Below are 18,473 nucleotides of genomic sequence, written 5' to 3'. Positions count from 1 at the left end.
TCGTCGCCGTCTTGTAACCGATTTTCGTCTTTTAGCTAAATCGCTGTGAATTCTTTACCAGAGTCAGGAAGGTACTCGATGAGACTCCGATGTGCACCGAATTCGCTGATAATCGTCTGTAGCGCGTCGACGACAGTCGCGATGTCGCGATTGAGTTCATGCTCACGGTATGTTCCACCGTTTTGACCGCGGTGTTCCATGTGCGAAAGCGTTAGATTGAGGATCTCGAAATCGGACAGGAAGCTGCGCATTCGGCGGGCAGTACGGGGATCACGACCCTGGAACTCACAGAGTTCTTTGTAGCGCTGGTAGACAATCCGCGACCGGGCTGGTGTAGTATCCTCCGCTGCCAGTGTGGTCAATGCATAGAGTGTGAGTTGCTCGTGTTCGGTGAGGTCACGCATGATGTTCATGCTCTGCTGTGCCTCGAGTTTCTCCTGAGCGCGTTCGACGTGGTCAGTCGTCACTGAATCCGCGTTCTCGGTGCGTGCAAGATCGCCAGCCTTCCGAAGGAGTGTAATCGCTCGTCGGGCGTCGCCACCGTCCTGACGACCAAGGGCTGCACACAACGCAATCACTCCCTCTTCGAGTGCGTTCTGGTGAAATGCGATATCGGCCCGCTGTTCGAGGACCTTCTGGAGCTCTTCCGTGCCGTATGGCGGGAACGAAATCTCGGTTTCACACAGAGACGATTGAACCTTCGCATCGAGCTGCTCCCGGAACGTCGAGTCGTTACTGATCCCGATGAGGCCGAGCTGAATGTTGTCGATATATCCGTTGTTGTCGGCACGAGAAATCTGGTAGAGGAACGTGTCGTCCGTGATGTGATCGATCTCGTCGAGAATAATGATCACGGTCCCAGAGAGCTTATTGAGTTCATCCCAGAGAAGACGATAGACCTTGGATTGGGGATGGCCGGTTTCGGCGATGTGATCTTCAGGCTCTCGGAGATTGTTCACTAGACTAATCGCGGCCTGGTAACTCGTATTAAGACCATCGCAGTTGAGAGAGATGACAGAGAGGTCGACTTCGAATTGTTCCGCTGATTCAAGAAGCTCGTTTAATAAGAAGTTAGTCACAGCCGTCTTTCCGACGCCAGTTTTACCATAGATGAAGATGTTGTCGGGGTACTCACCGTTGATGATCGGCTGTAGGGCCGCTTCGTATTCCTCAATCTCATTATCCCGCCCGACGATGTCGTCTGGAACGTACTCGACTTTGAGTGTATTCCGACGTTTGTACAACGTGTCGTCCGGCTGGAATCGAGGAGCCATATTGTGTTCAACTTATTCAGGATAGAATTATAATTGTTTCGACCACTGTTTCCGCTATTTCCAGTATAACCACCAGGTAGTATGATCTCCACTATTTGATATCGACCCCGTCGTTTCCAGTTTATTGGGAGATTTTCGTGTTAGTCGCGTGGATGATCCTCAGATGAACCGACTCTCAATGAGGAACCTCCCCACTATTTCCAGTAAAGGCATCAGATCACGAGTGACTGACCCACCCCGTCGTTTCCAGTAATTCGCGGTAACCCCAGTTAGCAGGTCACAAGAGAGAAGAACCATTGGCTTCCAGTATTTCCAGTAGATAGTTCTTTATATACAGGACAGACCCCACCATTTCCAGTATACTCGGCAAGAATTTGAACCAGCATACTGCGAGGGATTCTTCCGTCGGGCATGACGGAACACCCCCACCCCACTGTTTCCAGTAAAGCGCCATGAAAGAGAACCACCTAGTAGAAAAATTCTGCCATACAAATATTTATTATAATAGCGTTTGAGCTAGTCCGTAGGAGAGCTAGAGTGGTATCTCTTTTATATTCCGAAATAAAATAACGATAGAGTTTAAGAGGCCTTCGCCGCTAGTTTAACTGGAAATTGTGGGGGGTGAGGGGGTAGGCACGACTGCTAACTCTCATCATGTACGCTAACTAGTGGAAATAGTGGGGTGTAACACTCATCAGGTGACTCGTCGGGTAAACCATAGTCTATCTCTCGGTCCGCTTGGAGTCCGTCAGTAGACCTCTCTTAGAGGCTGGGAGGGATACACGAAACAGTGGTAGGTAGGGGTCTCCTTCGAGTTGCTAACAGCGGAACTGGTGGGGTGGGGATCTGTTCGAATACGGTGCGTATGAGAGTCAGCGAGTAGGGTTACTGCGGAACTGGTGGTGTGGGTTTATATATCCCGTTTCATACCAGATTCCCTTTTCCAGTTTAGAACTCAAAGAAAGAAATCGATACACCCAACGGTAACTGCGTACAGCACCATCGACGTCGTCAGCGCGCGGCCGACGTGGTAGCCGATCAGCGCCCGATCGACGCCGTGTCGCAGGGCGATCGAGAGCGGCAGCAGGATGAAACACAGCATGATAAGGTAGATTCCGATCACGATCGCGAGAGGCTCGGCGGGGAACGCGGCCGCGTCGACCTCGCTCGAGGTGAACACGTTCTGGCTCGCCATCATCGCAGCCATCCCGACGGTGACGCCGGCGACCATCGGCGCGAAGTACGCGGCCGTGGCGTCGAGCGTCCCCGTCACCTTCGCGAGGTTCCGTTTCGTCTCGGCTTCGACCTCCGAGAGGTCCTCTAAGTGATCGGCCATCGAGACGACCGCGCGCCCGGCGGGCTTGCCCTCCTTCGACGCGATCGCCAACAGCGCGGCCGTGCCTCGAGCGCGGGGACTGGGAACGTCCTCGAGCGCGCCGTGGGGACCGAGGAACGCCGACTCGACGCCGATTCGGAGGCGTCGCTGCAGTCCGGCGGCGTTCTCGAAGACGGCGCCGGTTTCCCCTGGGACGCGGGTCGCCGCGAGTTCGACGGCCGACTCGACTGACTCGCCGTCGGAGACCTGCCGGCCGACGATGTAGAGGGCGTCGGTGAGGTGATCCTCGACGTCGCGAACGTAGTGACGGACCGCGAGGATCGGGCTATAGACGGCCAGCAGCGCGACGCCGACCGCGAAGCCGCCGGCGACGATCGGCGCGAGGTGCGCGGGGCCGACCGCGTCCACGATCGCGTAGACGCCGATCCCGGCGAGGACGCCCCACAGCGCCCGAAGCCACAGTCGATCGGGAACGTCGGGATGATCGCGCCCGATCGTCGGCGGCGGAAACGCGACCGGTCGGCGAACGAGCAGGTACAGCCCCGCGACGACCAGACAGGCAGGCAACACGACGTCGTAGAGGAATATCAGGACCCAGATGTTGATCGAGACGCCGACCATCGGGACGGTCGGGACGAGCGCGATCAGCGCCAGCGGGATCATGATCCCGAACGCGAACAGCCCGGTCGTCAGCGTCCGAATCGAGGCCGTAAATTCTGCCATCTGACTGCGCGTTCCGTCGAGGACGGCCGCGAGCGAGCGATCGAGCGTCCGCTCGCGTTCGCCCGCCGGTGCGTCCTGGGCCGCCGCGAGCAGATGCGCCGAGCGCCGAAGCGCCGGGAATCGATCGGCCCACGCCTCGGTAAACGAGAGCAGCCCCGTCTCCGGCGTCCCGATCGAGCGGTCGATGTGCGCCGCGAGGTCGTCGGCGAGCGGACCGGTTCCGGTGTCGGCCGCGAACCGGACGGCGCTCTCGAGTGACGGCTGGATCTGCATGCGGAGGACGGCGCGGCCGATGAGGTTCGGCGTCTCGCCGAGCGCTTCCGTTCGCCGGAACGCGGCCTGCAGTCGCGGGAACGAACGCACCGCGTAGGTCGTCGCGATCGGCGTCACGAGGACGAAAAACAGCACGAACGGGAGCGGTGCACCGAGTGCTACCAGGAGAAGCGGCGGGATCGCCGCGAGCAGTCCGGCCCCGTATCCCGCCCGAACGACCGTCTCGGCGTCGTAGGGCGAGTCGACGAACGAGAGCGCTTCCTCGAGGTCGTCGGACGGCTCGACGGCGGCGGGATAGAGCGCGGCGAGCGAGCGAACGAGCGTCGCGCGCCAGCCGGCGGACGCGGTATCGGAGCGTTCGTCCGTCCCCCCGGTGCCGCCACCGATTTCGGTCGCACCGGTACCGGACGCGGTAGCGGAGTCGGATGAGCGGCCCATCGATCGATCACCCGTCGTACTGCCGCTCGGCGCAGGCCGTGGCGACCGCTTGCGGGCTCGTCCGCCCGTCCGCCGCGAGCGCCGCCAGTTGGTTCGTTCGCGTCTCGAGTGCACGGCGAACGTCGGCGTAGGTTTCGTCCGGCCCGGCGAGCCGATCGACGAGTCGGCTCTCGCCGCGATCGATCCGGCCGGTCGGCGCGGCCGCCCCGTCTTCGAGTTCGTACAGCGGTTCGAACCAGTGGTCGTCGCCGTCGCTGATGACCTCCTCGATGCGGGCGAGCCGCCGCCGTCGACCCTCGGCCGTGCGCCGGGACTGGACGGTGGCGATCAGATCCGTCGCGCCGAACGAGGAGGACGCGACGCCGAGGTCGGAGACGACGCGTTCGTAAACCTCGCCGGCGCCGTCGCCGTGGATCGTCCCAAGGACCGCGTTGGCGTTCGCGCCGACCCGCATCGCTTCGTAGAGCACGCGGGCCTCCTCGCCCCTGATCTCGCCGACCACGAGCGCGCCGTCGCCGAGGCGAAGCGCGGTTCTGAGCGCCTCCGTCGGAGTGATCTCCGGTCCGTCCTCGCTGCCGGTTCGCAGCGCCTGCACGTTTCGCCCGACCGACTGGAGCGCGGCGACCGGGAGTTCGGGCGTGTCCTCGAGCAGGACCGTTCGGGTCTCCGGGGGCAGTTCGTACAGGAGGGTCCCGAGCAGCGTCGTCTTCCCCGCGCCGCGGGTGCCGGCGATCAGCCCGGCGGCGTTTCGTTCGACGGCGATCGAGAGGAACGCCGCCGGCGCCGTCGGCACCGTCCCGTTCGCGACGAGTTCTGGGAGCGTGAACCGATCGTCCGTTCGCTCCCGAAACGCGAAGGCGACGCCGTCGGCGACCGGATCGGTGACGCCGGCGACGCGGACGCCGGCGCCGTTCTCGAGGACCGCCGTCGCGTCGACCGTCGGATTCGCCCGCGAGAACGCGCGGCCGCTCGTCCGCCGCACCCGGGACGCGAGCGCGCGTGCGCTCTCGGCCGTCAGATAGACGTTCGTCGCCATCGACTCGCCGTCGACGACGACGCGGAGCGGATTTCGCGCCACCGGCGACGTCACGTACACGTCCGAGAGCCGCGGATCGGCGAACAGGTCCTCGAGAATTCCGTAGCCGCTCGTATGCTTCGTGAGAATGTCCATCTCCAGCGAATCGGCCGGTCCGTCGGTGACGTGTTCGATCGCCCGCGGGGCCGCGCGTTCGCCGCCGACCGCTCCCTCGGCGACGGCCTCGTGGCCTTCGAGGAGACGCGACCGTTCGGCCGCCGAGAGCGTCAGATCGACGACGTCGAGCGCGTACGCCGTGACGCCGCCGGGTCGGTCGTAGATTCGCACCTCGCTGCCCGTCTCGAGCGACCGAACGTCTCGCAACCGCGTGTCGTCCGGGATCGTCGGATCGATCCGGTAGTGGCCGATCGTGAGTCCGACCGTTGGGGACAGCACTGCATCGTAGTTCTCGACCTCTCGCGCGACGTCGACGAGCGCCGACTCGCGGACGATGTCGGCTACGACGCCGGTTTGCCGCCCGCGTTCGCCTGCGATCGCGAGCGGATCCCGCCGTGCGGTCGCGAGCAACGCGTCGTCTCGGTCCCCCAGTCGGTCGACGAACCGCCCCGCCGCGGCGAGCAGGTCGACGCCGCGGCCGCGGTACTGGTACTCGAGGCCGTTCGTCCGAACGACGATCCGGCGGGCGTCGCGGTCGGTCAGCGCGTCGACGACCGTTCGGCGACACGGGGGCGCGGTCGCGAGGTCGCCGTCGCAGTCGCCGGCGTCGAGGACGAGGGTCTCGCCCGCCGTGGCGACGCGACACGAACACGCGTCCGGCGGCTCGGAATCGCCGAATCGCTCGAGGCTGTCGAACACGCGACCGACGCCGAATCCGCCGATAACCGATCGAAGGCTGCCTTCGGCTCCGTCTCCCGTCATGGGGCCACTGGCCGCGCGTTCCGGTATAAACTCACGCCCGCCGCGCGACGACGACCGGCTCGTCGTTCGCGTCCGTTTCCAGTGTCAATACGAGCTCTCGCTCCCCCGCGCCACCGAGTTCGATCGGTTCGTTCTCCGTCGGCTCGAGCCAGACGATCCGCTCGTCGATGGTCGCCGTCCGGGTCGTGCCGTCCTCGAGGACGTACCGCGCGGCGCTGAAGTTGCCGTCCTCGCGGGGAACGACCTCGAAGTGGTCGACGCCCGCCGTCGTCAGCGAGTCTTCGGGGAGCGAGACAGTGACGACCCGCTGCGGATCCGGGTGCGTGTCGGGCGTGGGGTCGTCGTTCGCGGCGAGCGACGTCGCCGCTCGGTCGAGATCCTCGATGCCCGTATCGAGCGTTCGCTCGGTGTTCATCGCGGCGCCGTACTCGAGTGCGGGAACGGCGGCCGCGAGCAACGCGAGCGAGAGGACCGCTGCGAGAACGTAGCGGATCACGCATCTGCTGGCCGTCCCTTCGTACGTAAACCGTCGGTCTGTAGTTTAAGTGCGAAGCCGGGGCCAGAGGTCGTATGGTTTCGGACCAATCGGCGGCGGACGTCGCCGACAGGACGCACCGCTCGCGGCGTTCGTTCGGCGGGGACGACCGCGCGATCGAAGGGTTACCGATTCGGCTGGTCATCGCCCTGGTCGTCGGCGTCGCCGCGCTGGCGCTCATGCTCAACATGCTCGGCGGCATCGGCGACGTCGGCGATACGGAGGTATCCGTCGAGATCGAAGACGAACTCGTCGAGGCCGACGCGGGTGGATCGGACGGCGAGGTCAAAGTCTCGGTCATCGACGAGAACGGCAACAACGTCGAAAACGCGAGGGTGATCGCGACGGCCGGTTCGGCGCAACTCGACGGCGTCGTCGAAGCCGAGACGGGCGACGGGTCTGGTCTCGAGGACCACGAGGCGCTCCTCGAGTTCGACGGCGACCAGAGCCTCCGCGCCGACCAGGACATCGGCACGATCGAACTCGAGGTGATCCCGCCGTCGGACAGCAACTACATCGACGAGCAGCCCAACCCCGAAATCCGCGTGGCGTCGGACTTCTGAGGGACGCGAACGGCCGCGGTTTCGGGAGGGTGCCCGTATCCGATCACCGCGTCGGGGCGCCGTTCTCCCGCGCCGCCTCGAGATGCCGGCGCTCGATGACGACCTCGTCGGCGCGTTCGTTGGCGTCCTCGGGGTCGTACCGCTCGGCGACCTCCCGGATCGCCTGCATCGAGGCCGTTCGGACGAGCGCCTCGAGGTCCGCGCCGGTGTACCCCTCGAGTTCGCCGGCCAGTTCCGCGACGTCGACGTCGTCGGCAAGCGGCTTGCCGCGGGTGTGGACCGCGAGGATCTTCTCCCGGGCCTCGCGATCGGGTTCGCCGACGAAGACGTGGGTGTCGAGTCGTCCGGGGCGGAGCAAGGCGGGATCGATCTGATCCTTGCGATTCGTCGCGGCCAGCACGACGAGGTTTGGGTTTTCCCGCATTCCGTCGAGTTCCGTCAGCAGTTGGGAGACGACCCGTTCGGTGACTTCGTTGCCCTCACCGCGGGCGCTCGTGATCGCGTCGATCTCGTCGAAGAAGACGATCGACGGCGCGGACTGGCGGGCGCGTTCGAACACCTCGCGGATCGCCTTCTCCGATTCCCCGACGTAGCGGTCGACGATCTCGGGGCCGTCGACGCGGACGAAGTTGACGTCGGTCTCGCCCGCGAGCGCGCGTGCGAGTAACGTCTTTCCAGTCCCCGGCGGCCCGTGGAGGAGCACGCCCGACGGCGGCTGAGTGTTGGTCTCCTCGAACAGCCGGTCGTAGGTCAGCGGCCACTCGACGGACTCCCGGAGCAGCTGTTTGGCCTCCTCTAAGCCGCCGACGTCCGCGAAGTCGGTGTTAGGCGATTCGGCGACGTACTCGCGCATCGCGGATGGTTCGACCGAGGCCAGCGCCTCGTCGAAGTGGCGCTTGTGGACCGTCGGCTCCCGATTCCACGCCGCCCGCTCGTCGCTCTCGGTCGGCCGCCCGCGGATCGCCGCCATCGCGGCCTCGCTGACGACCGAATCGAGGTCCGCGCCGACGAACCCGTGCGTTCGGCGGGCGAGCGCGTCGACGCTGACGTCGTCGGCCAGGGGCATCCCGCGGGTGTGGACCTCGAGAATCTCTCTGCGGCCGTCCGCGTCGGGGACGCCGATCTGGATCTCGCGATCGAAGCGGCCGCCCCGACGGAGCGCGGGATCGATGGTGTCGACGCGGTTGGTCGCGCCGATGACGATCACCTCGCCGCGGGCGTCGAGACCGTCCATCAGCGTCAGCAGTTGGCCGACGATCCGGTTTTCGGCGTCGCCGTCGTCGTCGCGCTGGCCGGCGATGGAGTCGATCTCGTCGAAGAAGATGATCGTCGGCGCATTTTCTTCGGCGCGCTCGAACACCTCGCGGAGCCGCTCCTCGCTCTCGCCCTTGTACTTCGACATGATCTCCGGCCCGGAGATCGTCTCGAAGTTGGCGTCGACCTCGTTGGCGACCGCGCGGGCGATCAGCGTCTTCCCGGTGCCCGGCGGACCGTACAGGAGGACGCCGGAGGGCGGATCGACACCGAGCCGGCGGAACAGTTCGGGCTCGGAGAGCGGGAGCTCGATCATCTCCCGGACGAGCTCGAGCTCCTCGTCCAACCCGCCGATGTCCTCGTAGGTGACGCCGGAGGTGGGTTCCGTCGGTGCGGTCGCGGCCGTACCGTCCGCCGCCGACCCGGTCGTCCCTTCATCGCGATTTCGCCCGTCACTCCGGCCGGTCCTCGAGGACCCGCCGCTCGTTCCCGCGTCGCCGCCGACGATCCGGACCGTCGTCGTGCTCGTGATGCGGACGTCGCCGTCGGGAGCGGTGTCGGTGACGCGGAACGGCTCCTGATCGACGCCCTCGATTCGGATCTGTTCGCCGGCTCGCACGGGCCGGTTGCGGAGGGTCTTGGTCGCCTCGCGTTCGGCGGCCGCTACCTGGTCGTCCGTCAGCGTCGGCGGCGGCGTCAGCGTCACGCGCTCGGCCTCGGCAATCGTCGACGTATCCTTCGTCCGAACGGTGACCGTATCGCCGACGTGCGCGCCGGCGTTCGCGCGCGTGTCCCCGTCGATCTGGATGACGTTTTCCGGGACCGACGGATCGGCCGGCCACATCTTCGCGACGGTCGCCGTCTCGCCTTCGATGACGACGGTGTCGCCGCTCAACACGCCGAGCTGGCGCCGCGCCAGTTCCGGGATCCGCGCGACGCCGCGCCCGGCGTCTCGCTTTTCGGCGGCTCGAACCGTCAGCGAAACGCCGTCCGAATCCGACTCGCTCATGGAGGGTCCTTTCGCCCGCGTCGCCTTGAGAATTGTCCTGTCAATCGACGTTGACGTCGAATCGCTGCGCCGTCCTGCTACAGCGCGTTCTCGAGCAACCGATCGATTCCCCGGCGAATGCGCTCGGAGGCAGACGGTCCCGAAATCCCCAGTCGCTCGCCGATTTCCTCGGTCGACGTCTCCCGCGGTACCGCGAAGTAGCCCGCGTCCCGGGCCGCGACGAGCGCGTCGTACTGTTCCCGCGTGAGGCCGAACGGCGGATCGTCCGCCGCCGATTCCCGCGTGAGTCGCTCGAGTTGGAAGGACGCACCCCGATCGACGCAGAACGCGCGGTACTCGGCCAGCGCCTCGCGGCCGGGAAACCGGGCGCGCCCCCACCAGCCGTCGACGGTCACGATTCCGTCGAGCGGCGTGGTGCCGAGTTCGACGTACTTCCGGTAGATCGGGACCGGCGGATTGCGAAGTTTGATCCGATAGAACGTGCTGCCGCTCGATTCGTCCAGCGGAATGTGCTCTGCGACCGTGGGATCGTCGGCCAACGCGGCGCCGAATTCGCCGTTAGAGTCGTCGACGACCCGACAGAGGACGACGGGTCGATCGGGATCGACGACGAGGATTCGTTCGATGTAGACCGTGACCTCGGGGACGGCCACGACCGCGTCCGTCAGTGGGAGATCGAGCGACGTCAATCTGAACTCCGCGATGAGCCCCATGCGATCGCGTCCGTCCGATATTACTTAAACACCCTACTGTACGAGATACAAGTTCATCGGGATCTCGAGCGTATACTCACATGAACATGACGCGCGATGCACGGCCCGAGATGCGACTGGATTCGTCGACGCGTTCCCATCGATACTACCGGAACGCCGTCGAAAAGCACTGGGACCCCCACGAGATCGATCTCGAGGCGGACCGCGAGGGCGTCGCCGATCTCCCGGACCCGGCGTTCGAGGGGCTGAAACGGTCGCTGGCGCTGTTCGGCGCCGGCGAGGAGTCGGTGACCGAGGACCTCGCGCCGCTGGCGGTCGTCCTCGAGGACGTCGAGGACCAGCTGTTCATCACGACCCAACTCTACGAGGAGTCGAAACACACCGACTTCTTCGACCGCTACTGGCGGGAGGTGATCCATACGGAGGAGGACCGACGCGGACAGGAACGGTCGTCGCCGACCGACGAGCGGTGGTTCAACGACCCCTACGACGAACTCTTCGAGCGCAACGAACGGGCGATGGCGCGCCTGCTCGAGGACGACACACCGGAGAACCGCGCGAAGGCCCACTGTCACTACCACCTGACGATCGAGGGCATCCTCGCGCAGACGGGTTACTACGGGCTGACACTCGCGTACGGGGAGCAGGAGCCCGACCTCCCCGATCTGCCGGGGCTGGTCGAGGGGCTCGAACTGGTCCGCAGCGACGAGGGTCGCCACGTCGGCTTCGGGATGGCCCAACTCAAGTCGCTCGTGATGGACGGCGAGGTCGATCCCGACGTGCTTCGGGACACGGTCGACGAACTGGTGCCGCTCGTCCAGGACAGTCTCGCCGGCGAGGGTGGGGCCAGCACCGAGGCGGGCCCCGGTCCGAGCCCGTCGGACCTCGCCGAGTACGCATATAACAAACACGAACAGCGCATGCAACAGATCACGACCGCGAGCGAGAAGATTCCGGACGTCGAAGAACTGACCGAACTCGACGCGTAGACCCGTTAGCAGCGGTAACCGGACGGGGATCTGTTTCGACGGACCGACCCCGTACACTTACTTTATCCCGTGGCTGACTATCGCATATGGCATCGCGTCACTGGCTGTACTTCGGCGGCTTCGTCGTCACCGGGATTCTACTGGTCGGCGTCGGGCTACTGGGTCTCTTCGACGCGCTCTCCGTGCTCTCCGGGGGAACGACCTACAGCGAGGAGGTCCTCGTGCTGGCGATGCTCGGGGCGGCCGCCGAGTGGGTCGTCGCCGCGGTCGTCCTCGGGCTAATCGCGATCGCGTTTCTGGTCGCGACGGTCGTCTCCGTTCTCCGGACCGCGTCGCTCCCCCGAAGCGATCGGCTGGTGTCGATCGTCGAGCGCCTCGAGCGCGAGTATCCCGTCCTGCGGCAGCTCGACGCCTCGGAGCGAGTCGAGCCGACGACCGAGGATCGCAGACAGCGACTCAAAGAGCAGTACGTCGACGGCGAGATCAGCGAGGCGGAGTTCGAACGCGAGATGCAGCGGCTGCTGGACGACGACGCCGCGGACGCGCAGTCGCGGTCGAATGCGCACACGAACGTCGAGATCGATAAGTAACGAATAACGGCTCCAGATTCGGAGAAACGCATTTTGCCGTTCGCGGTGACTGCCTCCCTATGGTACTCCAGACGGAGCGCGACGACGCGACCTGGTGGGAGTGCGAGACCTGCGGGCTGCTGTTCGACGAGAAGTCAGACGCGACCGAACACGAGAACCACTGCGACGGCTCCGATCCGTCGTACATCCAGTGACCGACCGGCGTCGACGCCGCGGCGCCGGTCACCCGGGTCGAGCGTGCGTTCGAACCCGAGAGTCCGGAACAGGTCGTAGGCGGCACACGCGCGATTGTGGAGCGGACTGGTAACCCGAACGCGGTGGCGACGAACGGAGAGCGGTGACGAACAATGAGCGAGAACGGCCGGACGCGCGGAACTGGAACCTACTGCGTGCCGCATGCGAGGAGTGGGGCGTGCTTTCACTGATCCGGGTCCCGTTCGGCCCCGGAAACCGGTTCCTCGGTCTCGGCGACGAGCGCTCGTCGGGCGGCGTCGATGTGGTTCAGCGCAGTCTCGAGCCGAGCGTCCTCGGTTGCGGACCGGCCCCCGTCATGATCGCCGTCTTCGTCGCCGTCGGCCGACCGATCTCGGGCGTCCTGCGTTCCAGCCTCGTACCGCCGACTGCGAACGCGGTTGACGTTCTCGAGGGCGTCGATCATGTGCTCGATGGCCTCGTCTAACGGACCGTCGTCTTCCGTCGGTTCACAGACGACGCCTCGTAGTTCCTCGAGCAGACGCGGATTGTGCTCCCGGAGCAGTTCGACGTCTTCGTCGATGTTCTCGCGGATCCGCCGGCGAACCCTCGAGACGGCCTGATAGTGGTCGTTATCGTCCGCGTCACCGGCGCGGGCGAGGTGCCGTCTGTCGCGGTCCGTCGTCAGCGCGCGCCCGTTGGTCACGGGGGGAATGTCCTCGGGCTCGGGTACCATCACACCTACGATAGCGCTCGAATGTGTTGAGAGTGCTCTTCCCCTATAGGATAACGTCATCCGAAATGGGAATATATTGATCTGATGGAATACCGTTATCGAAAAGGAGACTGTGTCGCTATGAGGTAACCCTCAATTGGTTACGGATAGTAGCAGTTGAAACGGTAAACGGTTATCCCGAGGCCTGATTCTCGGGATCGATCGCTCGGGGATCGGCTCTGGTAACAATCAGTAGACGATACACGTAGTAACGCTGACCCGAAAACCGGTATCACGGCGATCCAGCGCGGGACCCAGTGAACGCACTTTTACGCGTATCTAACCAGGGCTACTGGTTCTCACGCGATACGTTTTTCTCGACAACATGTCGCAGAGTTCCCAGCGAACCGCCATTCGTCACTGCGGCCAGAGCCAGTACGCGGAATCGACCGCTGAAACGGTGCTACCGGTCGTTTACCTCAGTACCGTGCACGCTGAACGTAGCGTTCCGTCCGAAAGCAACTCAGCCGTCTCAGTTACTCTCGAGCGCTATATCGAAACGTCCCGTTAGTAAGGGACCGTAACTGAACCAGTATGGGGGAACCATAAATCGGTTCTCCCCACTGGCCGAAATTATCGGCCCGGTTACGGCACGGTTTGACGCCTTCGACGTCCGCTCGTGTCTGGGCCCGTGTCTAATTACTGAGATCGAGTTACTTTCCGTAGGATGAATAAACGTCGTTAAATTTCACCGAATCTTCCCGGATTTATTCACCCGATCGGGAATAGTTAGTATGTAGAATTGACGCCTCGAAACGATTGTAACGGTTGTAGTCAACGGTTGTAACGATTGTAGCCGTTAATACAGATCCCCGAAGTTCCCTCTGACGGGCGGAACCCCGCCCGAGAACGAAAATGACTGAAGACAAGAAAACGAGCGACCGCCGGGGTATCCTCCGAGCTGTGGGGACGGCGAGCCTCGCCGCGATCGGATTCACCGGCGCCGCTTCGGCAAGTGGAAAAGACGACTACGATAAGAAAACGCCGCCCGGACACAAATCGAAGAAAAGCGGGAAGCGTGGTAATACAAAGGCCAGCAAGAAAGGGAGAGGCAAAAAGAAGGGCCACAAGCCGAAGAGGAAGCGCGGAAAAGGCAAGGGCCACAAAAAGAAGAAGAAACGCGGGAAAGGCAAGGGTCACAAAAAGAAGAAGAAGCGTGGGAAAGGCAAAGGTCACAAAAAGAAGCGCGGTAAGGGCCACAAGAAGAAGCGCGGTAGGGGCCACAAGAAACACGGCGACTACTAAAGGCAGAAAGTGGTGGAGTCCGATTAGAATCGGTGGATGACGCTCTAACGGGACTCCTCGCTATTGAGGCAGTCTCGTTTCTCTTTTACGATACTGGTGGCCCCCGTTCGTTCGATGGGTAACGACGAGCGTGCCGGCCCGCACTAACGGCTGCTGACCCGACGGAGAGTCGTTCAGACCCCGGAGAGTTTCGTCACTGTGGATCGGTCCCCGAGAAAAGCCGTCACCGAACGAGAACGAGAAGCGTCTCACAGCGCCCGATCCCGAACGCACCGTCACTCGAGTCGCTCGCGATGCTCGGCGGCGAGTTCGCGAGCCTGCTCGAGCGTGTGGGTTTCCGTCCATCGCACGCGGTCGGCGTCGCCGTAGGCCAACGCGGTTTTGAGTTCGTCGCGGAGGACGCCGTGATCGACCGCCTGCACCGTCCCCGAACTGTCGCCGAACTCGTAGACGCCGGGTCGATCGGGCGCGCTCGAGACCGCGTCCCGGTCGAGGTCCCGCCAGGGTTTCTGTAGCGGCATCGCTTAACCCCAGTTCGTGCCGGACTCGTCGCCGGCGGTGTCGTCACCGTTGGCGGTGCCGTCCGATTCGTCCTCGACGGTCGCGTCGGCGTCCTCGTCGACGCGCTCGACGAGTTCGTAGGCGTGCTCGCTCATCTCGTCCTCGGCGAAGACGAACACGCGGCCGTCGACCGCCGAGAGGTCGGCCTCGACGCGGATCGAGTAGCCCTCCGTGGCGACGGTGACGCCGGGGAACAGCTCCTCCTCGTCGTCGCGGTCGAGCATCACGCGGCCGACGCCGGTCGACTCGAGGATGTCGTCGTGGGTGTTGCGGTCGTTGACGTAGGTCATGACGCCCTCGACGCCGTCGGGGTCAGTGACGAGGACGTGCACTTCCTTGCCCGGCGGCGTCGTGATCGCTCCCTCGACGGGTTTCGGCGGACCGTGATAGAAGACGTCCCGACCGTCGAGGTACTCGACGACGACGCCGCCCTCGACGAAGTCGACGGCAATCGTGCTGGGTGCGACGTTGTTGCGCGCGCTCATTGGTCGCTCGTTCGGGCGGATCCCGGAAAAGCGGTCGGTTCCGTCGTCGGTCCGCCGCCGCGAGACGCGGGCCGGTGGCTACCGATCGGACGATCGCGTCCGTGGCCGCGAGACGGCGGGAGCCCGCGGATCCGACGAACCGTCAGCCGTAAGTAGGCGGTCTGAGAGAGTGTGACTATGGACGGCCGCGCCGTCGCCCCAGCAGCCGGAACGGTTCTCAACGCGCTCGCGACCGGGACCGGCTCGGCGTTTGCGATCGACCTCGAGACGACAGCTACCGTCGAACTCACCGACGACGGCGAGATCGACGCCGAAATCGCGGGACAGCCCGACGCCGACACGACGCTCATCGAGCGCTGCGTCGCGATGACGCTCGCCGAGCACGCCGACGCGGCGGGCCTCGACGCCTCGACCGTCGGCGCTCGAGTCCGAACGGACAGCGAGGTGCCGATGGCCGCGGGTCTGAAGAGCTCCAGCGCCGCGGCGAACGCGACCGTGCTCGCGACGCTCGACGCCCTCGAGATCGCCGACACGGTCGACCGGATCGACGCCTGTCGGCTGGGCGTTCGCGCGGCTCGTGACGCCGGCGTCACCGCGACGGGCGCCTTCGACGACGCCAGCGCGAGCATGCTCGGCGGCGTCACCGTCACCGACAACGCGACCGACGAACTGCTCGCTCGAGAGACGGTCGACTGGGACGCGCTCGTCTACACGCCGCCGGAACAGTCCTTCAGCGCCGACGCCGATATCTCGGCCTGCGAGCGCGTCGCGCCGATGGCCGAGCTCGTCGCGGACCTCGCCCTCGACGGTCGCTACGGCGAGGCGATGACCGTCAACGGCTTCGCCTTCTCGGCCGCCCTCGAGTTCCCGACGGGACCGATGATCGACGTCATGCCCGAGGTCGCGGGCGTCTCCCTGTCGGGGACGGGCCCGAGCTACGTCGCCGTCGGCGATCGCTCGACGCTCGAGGCGGTCCGTGATCGGTGGGACGACCGAGACGGAACGACACGATTACTGACGACGCGAACGGACGGAACACGAACGACATGACTCGCAACGAGACAGCCGCGGACGGCGGGACGGAGAACCGACTGCCTGACGAGATGAGCCTCGACGAACTGCGCGAGGAGATCCAGACGATCGACCGCGAGATCGTCGAACTGATCGCCCAGCGCACCTACGTCGCCGATACCATCGCCCAGGTCAAGGACGAACAGGGGCTGCCGACGACCGACGAGAAGCAAGAACAGCAGGTGATGGAGCGGGCCGGAGAGAACGCCGAACAGTTCGACGTCGACGCCAACCTCGTGAAGGCGATCTTCCGACTGCTGATCGAACTGAACAAGGTCGAGCAGCGCGAGAATCGGTAATCGAGAGACTGTTTTCAGACCTCGGATCGGGTGCAGCGACGGTTCCTCCTCCGGGAGCGGTCGAACCCGTCAGTCATCGCTCGGACTCGCCGCCGTCGTCCCGCTCCACGAGCCGCTCGAGAAGTCGACCTCGCCGTTCAGGTGACCGACGAGCGTCGCGACGGCCAGATCGCCGGTAACGTTGGTCATGGTTCGCAGGCGGTCGAGCAGCGGATCGATGCCCGCGATGAAGCCGACGACCTCGACGGGGAGCCCGACCTGGGTCAGGACGAGCGTCATCAGGATCAGGTCCGCACTCGGGACGCCCGCGGTCCCGATCCCCGCGAGGACGGCGATCGATCCGAGGACGAACGCCGCGCCGATCCGGTAGACGATCGGTACCGAGCGATACCGACTCCAACCTCGATGAATAGCTGTTGCTACCATCGCACATATTTTTAGACGCTGTTATGTGAAACAGTTGACCACGCAGCATCCGGGCGTATACGGGCGGGTCTACGCCGATAGTTAGCAGACAGGTCGCAGCTAGCGGCAGTCGGCACCACCTCGATCGGACTACACTTCGCCGGAGGGGAGCTTTTCGTGCGGGCGCTCGGTCTTCGGCTCGTCGTCGGACTCGAGAACGGCGGTCGTGTTTTCGAAGTTCGGAGCCCGGTCGAGCGTTTCGTAGTTGTTGTACCTGGTGGCCGTGTACTCGTCGTACAGCCCGGCTTCGAACGCCTCTCGCAACTCGAGGCAGTGATCGCGGACCGTTCGTTCGGGCTCGAAGTCTAGCACCGATCGAATCCTGTCGAACTCGACGCGGTAGCTCCGCTCGTCGGTCAGTTCGTCGTGGTATTCGATCGACGCGTCGGGGAAACAGTCCTCGACGATGGTCGCGAGTTCGTCGATCCGATAGTTCTGCTCGTTCGAGCCGACGTTGAAGACGGCGTCGCCGACGTCCTCGATCGGCGCCGCGAGACACTCCACGTACGCGCGAGCGGCGTCGTCGACGTGGACGTTCGGTCGGTACTGGTCGCCGCCGAAGACGGGGACGACGTCCTCCGAGTGGGCTTTCGCGGGGAGGATGTTCCCGACGAGATCGAACCGCATCCGCGGCGATCGGCCGTAGACCGTCGCCATCCGGAGGATCGTCGGAGAGAAGTGTTCGTCGGCGAGCTCGCGGAGCACGCGTTCGGACTGGATCTTCAGTCGGGCGTACAACGAGACGGGGTTGCGCGCGTCGTCCTCGGAGAGGCGTCCGGTATCGCCGTCGGATCGGCCGTAGACGCTACACGTCGAAGCGAAGAGGAACCGCGTGATGCCGTGGTACTTGCACAGCGACGCCAGGAGCTGCGTCGAGTGGAGGTTGTACTCGAGGGTCTTCTCGGGATCGATTTCGGAGGCCGGATCGCCGACGATCCCGCCGAGGTGAACGACCGCGTCGACGCCGTCGATCGCCTCGAGGACCGCGTCGACCGATCGCGCGTCGTCACGGAGCAGCGTGAACCGATCGTTGTCGGTCAGCGCGGCGATCCCGCCGTCGCCGTACAGCAGCGGATCGAGAACGCGGACGTCGTACCCCTCGTCGAGGAGTTGGCGGCAGAGGACGGAGCCGAGGTATCCCGCGCCGCCGACGACGAGTACTCGGTCGACGCCGGCGGCTGTCGGTTCGGCGTCGGCCGCGGGTCGGTCGAGGCGCTCGGCGACCGTGACGTCGATAACGGTCCCGTCCTCGTCGACGACGGGCGTGACAACCGTCTCGTCGGCCGCGTTTTCGCGGGCCTCGGAATCGGTGTCGGCCGTTCGCCGCCAGTCGCTCGCGTCGACGACGGTCGGCTCCTCGTCGACGGCGGTCGCAACCGGTGCGTCGGGCGCGGCGCCGTCGCGGAGAGCCTGTCTGAGTCGATCGACCGTCGCTGTTCCGACGAGTCGGTCTTCGTCGTCGACGACAACGATACCTCTGTAATCGGAGCGATCGATCCGCGCGATCGCCGTCCGGATCGACGTCCCTGCATCGGCTGTAACTGGCCATCTCATAGGTGACTTTGACCCCAACTGCCGCAGCATCCGCGGTCTCGCACCGACGTCAGCGCGGCCTACTCATCCAAACCGGATTGTTCCCCTTTGTTATGGATCGGTTTTCTAGACAGGTAGTCGGTTCTCGAGCGAGCGCGGCACCCGATCGGTGAACCCGCCTTCCGACGGTCGGCGC

17 protein-coding genes and 1 pseudogene are annotated in these 18,473 nt (G+C 64.6%); 7 read left to right on the top strand and 11 right to left on the bottom strand.

All coding sequences use genetic code 11. From position 1 onward, the window contains the following. Positions 1-35: 35 nt before the first annotated feature. The 4 genes from HTZ84_RS22000 to HTZ84_RS21985 all read right to left on the bottom strand — a co-directional run bounded on the left by HTZ84_RS22000 (position 36) and on the right by HTZ84_RS21985 (position 6,494). Positions 36-1,274, bottom strand: a complete 1,239-nt coding sequence (locus HTZ84_RS22000; protein ID WP_174682780.1) for an orc1/cdc6 family replication initiation protein — start codon at positions 1,272-1,274, stop codon at positions 36-38. Between the two features lie 955 nt (positions 1,275-2,229). After that, a complete protein-coding gene (locus HTZ84_RS21995; RefSeq protein ID WP_174682779.1) occupies positions 2,230-4,044 on the bottom strand; it encodes a secretion system protein in 1,815 nt (604 codons plus the stop codon). 7 nt (positions 4,045-4,051) lie between these two features. After that, on the bottom strand, positions 4,052-5,998 hold the full coding sequence (locus tag HTZ84_RS21990) for a type II/IV secretion system ATPase subunit (RefSeq protein ID WP_174682778.1): 1,947 nt from the start codon (positions 5,996-5,998) through the stop codon (positions 4,052-4,054). A gap of 31 nt (positions 5,999-6,029) precedes the next feature. Beyond that, positions 6,030-6,494 carry a DUF7311 family protein gene (locus HTZ84_RS21985; protein ID WP_174682777.1) on the bottom strand — a complete coding sequence of 155 codons (465 nt, stop codon included), beginning with the start codon at positions 6,492-6,494 and terminating at the stop codon, positions 6,030-6,032. 74 nt (positions 6,495-6,568) lie between these two features. Here HTZ84_RS21985 and HTZ84_RS21980 point away from each other — a divergent pair, with 74 nt between their 5' ends. Further along, positions 6,569-7,096 (top strand): DUF7382 domain-containing protein, encoded by a 528-nt coding sequence (locus HTZ84_RS21980; protein ID WP_174682776.1) that lies wholly within the window; start codon positions 6,569-6,571, stop codon positions 7,094-7,096. Positions 7,097-7,139: 43 nt separating this feature from the next. On the opposite strand, the gene HTZ84_RS21975 is transcribed toward HTZ84_RS21980, so the two are convergent. Together HTZ84_RS21975 and HTZ84_RS21970 are read right to left on the bottom strand one after the other, a co-directional pair. Next, positions 7,140-9,359, bottom strand: coding sequence for an AAA family ATPase (locus HTZ84_RS21975; RefSeq protein ID WP_174682775.1), 2,220 nt, complete (start codon positions 9,357-9,359; stop codon positions 7,140-7,142). 77 nt (positions 9,360-9,436) lie between these two features. Beyond that, the gene (locus tag HTZ84_RS21970) at positions 9,437-10,072 is read right to left on the bottom strand and encodes a helix-turn-helix domain-containing protein (RefSeq protein WP_174682774.1); all 636 of its coding nucleotides are present in this window, start codon (positions 10,070-10,072) and stop codon (positions 9,437-9,439) included. A gap of 80 nt (positions 10,073-10,152) precedes the next feature. On the opposite strand from HTZ84_RS21970, the gene HTZ84_RS21965 reads away from it, so the two are divergent. The 3 genes from HTZ84_RS21965 (at position 10,153) to HTZ84_RS23080 (ending at position 11,845) form a co-directional block, all read left to right on the top strand. Then, positions 10,153-11,061 carry a ribonucleotide-diphosphate reductase subunit beta gene (locus HTZ84_RS21965; RefSeq protein WP_394353301.1) on the top strand — a complete coding sequence of 303 codons (909 nt, stop codon included), beginning with the start codon at positions 10,153-10,155 and terminating at the stop codon, positions 11,059-11,061. Positions 11,062-11,147: 86 nt separating this feature from the next. Beyond that, positions 11,148-11,651, top strand: a complete 504-nt coding sequence (locus HTZ84_RS21960; RefSeq protein WP_174682772.1) for an SHOCT domain-containing protein — start codon at positions 11,148-11,150, stop codon at positions 11,649-11,651. A gap of 59 nt (positions 11,652-11,710) precedes the next feature. After that, entirely contained in the window at positions 11,711-11,845 is a 135-nt protein-coding gene (locus tag HTZ84_RS23080; RefSeq protein WP_256403518.1) for a DUF7128 family protein, read from the top strand. 224 nt (positions 11,846-12,069) lie between these two features. Here HTZ84_RS23080 and HTZ84_RS21955 read toward each other — a convergent pair whose 3' ends face one another. Further along, positions 12,070-12,579 carry a hypothetical protein gene (locus HTZ84_RS21955; RefSeq protein WP_174682771.1) on the bottom strand — a complete coding sequence of 170 codons (510 nt, stop codon included), beginning with the start codon at positions 12,577-12,579 and terminating at the stop codon, positions 12,070-12,072. 894 nt (positions 12,580-13,473) lie between these two features. Here HTZ84_RS21955 and HTZ84_RS21950 point away from each other — a divergent pair. Continuing rightward, positions 13,474-13,863, top strand: a complete 390-nt coding sequence (locus tag HTZ84_RS21950) for a hypothetical protein (RefSeq protein WP_174682770.1) — start codon at positions 13,474-13,476, stop codon at positions 13,861-13,863. A 275-nt stretch (positions 13,864-14,138) separates the two neighbouring features. Here the strand turns inward: HTZ84_RS21950 and HTZ84_RS21945 are convergent, their stop codons facing one another. After that, on the bottom strand, positions 14,139-14,384 hold the full coding sequence (locus HTZ84_RS21945) for a DUF7508 domain-containing protein (RefSeq protein ID WP_174682769.1): 246 nt from the start codon (positions 14,382-14,384) through the stop codon (positions 14,139-14,141). 3 nt (positions 14,385-14,387) lie between these two features. Next, a complete protein-coding gene (locus tag HTZ84_RS21940) occupies positions 14,388-14,909 on the bottom strand; it encodes a DUF5796 family protein (RefSeq protein WP_174682768.1) in 522 nt (173 codons plus the stop codon). A 177-nt stretch (positions 14,910-15,086) separates the two neighbouring features. On the opposite strand from HTZ84_RS21940, the gene HTZ84_RS21935 reads away from it, so the two are divergent. Together HTZ84_RS21935 and HTZ84_RS21930 are read left to right on the top strand one after the other, a co-directional pair. Continuing rightward, positions 15,087-15,959 (top strand): shikimate kinase, encoded by an 873-nt coding sequence (locus HTZ84_RS21935; RefSeq protein ID WP_174682792.1) that lies wholly within the window; start codon positions 15,087-15,089, stop codon positions 15,957-15,959. Continuing rightward, positions 15,956-16,279, top strand: a complete 324-nt coding sequence (locus tag HTZ84_RS21930) for a chorismate mutase (RefSeq protein WP_174682767.1) — start codon at positions 15,956-15,958, stop codon at positions 16,277-16,279. The genes HTZ84_RS21935 and HTZ84_RS21930 overlap by 4 nt, the downstream gene beginning before the upstream one ends. A gap of 69 nt (positions 16,280-16,348) precedes the next feature. Here the strand turns inward: HTZ84_RS21930 and HTZ84_RS21925 are convergent. Together HTZ84_RS21925 and HTZ84_RS21920 are read right to left on the bottom strand one after the other, a co-directional pair. Then, positions 16,349-16,699: pseudogene (locus tag HTZ84_RS21925) on the bottom strand (cation:dicarboxylate symporter family transporter); the annotation flags it as partial. Between the two features lie 135 nt (positions 16,700-16,834). Further along, positions 16,835-18,298 (bottom strand): NAD-dependent epimerase/dehydratase family protein, encoded by a 1,464-nt coding sequence (locus tag HTZ84_RS21920; protein WP_174682766.1) that lies wholly within the window; start codon positions 18,296-18,298, stop codon positions 16,835-16,837. Positions 18,299-18,473 lie beyond the last annotated feature (175 nt).

It is taken from the genome of Haloterrigena gelatinilytica, from assembly GCF_013342145.1.
Taxonomy (GTDB): Archaea; Halobacteriota; Halobacteria; order Halobacteriales; family Natrialbaceae; genus Haloterrigena; species Haloterrigena gelatinilytica.
This window is presented reverse-complemented; position numbering and strand designations above follow the sequence as displayed.

Excerpts from the sequence above, each read along its gene's own strand:
- HTZ84_RS22000 (WP_174682780.1), bottom strand. The coding sequence starts at position 1,274 with ATGGCTCCTCGATTCCAGCCGGACGACACGTTGTACAAACGTCGGAAT.
- HTZ84_RS21995 (WP_174682779.1), bottom strand. The coding sequence starts at position 4,044 with ATGGGCCGCTCATCCGACTCCGCTACCGCGTCCGGTACCGGTGCGACC.
- HTZ84_RS21990 (WP_174682778.1), bottom strand. The coding sequence starts at position 5,998 with ATGACGGGAGACGGAGCCGAAGGCAGCCTTCGATCGGTTATCGGCGGA.
- HTZ84_RS21980 (WP_174682776.1), top strand. The coding sequence starts at position 6,569 with ATGGTTTCGGACCAATCGGCGGCGGACGTCGCCGACAGGACGCACCGC.
- HTZ84_RS21975 (WP_174682775.1), bottom strand. The coding sequence starts at position 9,359 with ATGAGCGAGTCGGATTCGGACGGCGTTTCGCTGACGGTTCGAGCCGCC.
- HTZ84_RS21970 (WP_174682774.1), bottom strand. The coding sequence starts at position 10,072 with ATGGGGCTCATCGCGGAGTTCAGATTGACGTCGCTCGATCTCCCACTG.
- HTZ84_RS21965 (WP_394353301.1), top strand. The coding sequence starts at position 10,153 with ATGAACATGACGCGCGATGCACGGCCCGAGATGCGACTGGATTCGTCG.
- HTZ84_RS21960 (WP_174682772.1), top strand. The coding sequence starts at position 11,148 with ATGGCATCGCGTCACTGGCTGTACTTCGGCGGCTTCGTCGTCACCGGG.
- HTZ84_RS23080 (WP_256403518.1), top strand. The coding sequence starts at position 11,711 with ATGGTACTCCAGACGGAGCGCGACGACGCGACCTGGTGGGAGTGCGAG.
- HTZ84_RS21955 (WP_174682771.1), bottom strand. The coding sequence starts at position 12,579 with ATGGTACCCGAGCCCGAGGACATTCCCCCCGTGACCAACGGGCGCGCG.
- HTZ84_RS21950 (WP_174682770.1), top strand. The coding sequence starts at position 13,474 with ATGACTGAAGACAAGAAAACGAGCGACCGCCGGGGTATCCTCCGAGCT.
- HTZ84_RS21945 (WP_174682769.1), bottom strand. The coding sequence starts at position 14,384 with ATGCCGCTACAGAAACCCTGGCGGGACCTCGACCGGGACGCGGTCTCG.
- HTZ84_RS21940 (WP_174682768.1), bottom strand. The coding sequence starts at position 14,909 with ATGAGCGCGCGCAACAACGTCGCACCCAGCACGATTGCCGTCGACTTC.
- HTZ84_RS21935 (WP_174682792.1), top strand. The coding sequence starts at position 15,087 with ATGGACGGCCGCGCCGTCGCCCCAGCAGCCGGAACGGTTCTCAACGCG.
- HTZ84_RS21930 (WP_174682767.1), top strand. The coding sequence starts at position 15,956 with ATGACTCGCAACGAGACAGCCGCGGACGGCGGGACGGAGAACCGACTG.
- HTZ84_RS21920 (WP_174682766.1), bottom strand. The coding sequence starts at position 18,298 with ATGAGATGGCCAGTTACAGCCGATGCAGGGACGTCGATCCGGACGGCG.